Source organism: Polaromonas sp. P1_E1_2 (assembly GCF_056406035.1).
Map to the genome: position 1 here is coordinate 1 of NZ_JBFUAZ010000697.1, position 2,055 is coordinate 2,055.

Sequence of the window (2,055 nt, forward strand, 5' to 3'; positions counted from 1 at the left end):
ACGCAGAGGCCTCAGTGCGCCCCGGCCGCAGCATCGGCACTCCCCGCCCCCGCCTTGGTATGCCGTGTCAAAAACACCAGCGGAATCAGCAGCAGGAAGATCAGCGAGGAGGCATAAAACACGTCGTTGGCGGCCAGCATGTAGGCCTGCTGGTCGACCAGGCGGTTGATGGTGCCCAGCGCCTGGTCGGGCGTGAGGCCAGCGCCGGCCAGGCCTGTGAGGGCGCTGTTGGTGGCGGTGCTGCCCTGGTTCACGTATTCGCTGATTTGCGCGTGGTGCATGGCGGCGCGGTCTTGCCAGATGGTGGTGGCGATCGAGGTGCCGAAGGAACCGGCGGTGATGCGCACGAAGTTTGACAGGCCGGAGGCCGCGGGAATTTTGTCGGGCGAGATGCCCGACAGCGTGATGGTGACCAGCGGGATGAAAAAGAAAGCCATGGCCACGCCCTGGATGATGGTCGGGATCATGATGGTGCGGAAATCGGCCTGGGTGTTGAAGTTGGACCGCATCCACAGTACCAGCGCAAACACCATGAAGGCAAACGCGGCGAAGCGGCGCGGATCCACTTTCGCGATGTTCTTGCCGACCACGGGCGAGAGCAGCAAGGCGAAGGCGCCGACAGGCGCCAGCACCATGCCGGCCTGTGTGGCGGTGTAGCCCATGTACTGCTGCAGCCACAGCGGCAACAGAACAACGTTGCCGAAGAAGAGGCCGTAGCCGACCGACAGCGCCAGCGCGCCGGCCCAGAAGTTGCGCTTCTTGAACAGCGTGAGGTCGACCACCGGGTGTTCTTCCGTCAGCTCCCAGATCACGAAGGCGATCAGGCCCACCAGCGCGATGATGCCCAGCGCGATCACTTCACCGGAATGAAACCAGTCGAGCTCCTGGCCCTTGTCGAGCATGATCTGCAGCGCGCCGACCCAGATGACCAGCAGCGCCAGGCCCACCGAATCGATGGGGAGTTTTCGGGTGACGCTTTCACGCTTTCGGAAGATGCTCCAGGTGATGAAGGCAGCGCCAAAGCCCACGGGGATGTTGATATAAAAAATCCAGGGCCAGGAAATGTTGTCGGTGATCCATCCCCCTAAGAGCGGCCCCATGACGGGCGCGATCAGCGTGGTCATGGACCAGAGCGCCATGGCCAGCCCCGCCAGTGCTTTCGGGTAGCTCGACAGCAGCAGCGCCTGCGACAGCGGGATCATGGGCCCGGCCACCAGGCCCTGCAGCACGCGCAGAAAAATCAGCGTGGTCATGTTGGGCGCCAGGCCGCACAGCCACGAGGTGATAACAAACAGGATGACGCTGGTGGTGAAAAGCCGAACCTGACCGAAGCGCTGCGACAGCCAGCCGGTCAGCGGCACGGCAATCGCATTGGCCACGCCAAAGCTGGTGATGACCCAGGTGCCCTGGTTGGGGCTGACGCCCAGGTCGCCGGCAATCGCGGGCAGCGACACATTGGCGATGGACGTGTCGAGCACATTCATGAACGTTGCGGCCGACAGGGCCAGCGTGCCCCACAGGCGGGCAGAGCCCGTCAGCGGTGGCGGCTGGACATAGGCGGAGGCGGGAGCAGGTGCGGAAGCCATGAAAGCCTTGCGAATAAGGGGCTGGTGGAAACCGCTACGGGATTCGCTGCGGTTGCGCGGTCTGGAAGTGCGGGTTGTGTGTGAGGCTGTGACTTACGGCGCCACGCGGTTGCCAGCCAGCGACAGCGTGTGGCTGAACGCGAGGCGCTGCGGGTCGGTGCCGGCCTGGGCGGGCGAAACAGCCCCACCCTGCGGCAGGGCCGGCTTGGCCGCGACGGCGGACTTGGCCGGCTTCACGAATTTCCCGGTGTTGGCGGCGATGACACGCTGCACATCCTTGTCAGCGGCATCGTCAGGTGTGCCGTAAGTCTGGCTGTGTGCCAGGGTGGCGTCCCGCGGCGCATCGGCCAGCGTCTTGCCGTCCTTGCTGCTCACGTCCACTTCGGCGTCCATCGACAAGCCCACGCGCAGCGGGTTGTCGGCGAGCTGTTTGGCGTCCAGCGCGATGCGCACCGGCACGCGCTGCACC

1 protein-coding gene and 1 pseudogene are annotated in these 2,055 nt (G+C 64.9%); both read right to left on the reverse strand.

Features of this window, described 5'->3' with window-relative positions:
* Positions 1-11: 11 nt before the first annotated feature.
* Positions 12-1,586, reverse strand: a complete 1,575-nt coding sequence (locus tag AC1D1P_RS21850; RefSeq protein WP_477648140.1) for a DHA2 family efflux MFS transporter permease subunit — start codon at positions 1,584-1,586, stop codon at positions 12-14.
* A gap of 93 nt (positions 1,587-1,679) precedes the next feature.
* Positions 1,680-2,055, reverse strand: a pseudogene (locus tag AC1D1P_RS21855) (EmrA/EmrK family multidrug efflux transporter periplasmic adaptor subunit); the annotation flags it as partial.

Excerpts from the sequence above, each read along its gene's own strand:
- AC1D1P_RS21850 (WP_477648140.1), bottom strand. The coding sequence starts at position 1,586 with ATGGCTTCCGCACCTGCTCCCGCCTCCGCCTATGTCCAGCCGCCACCG.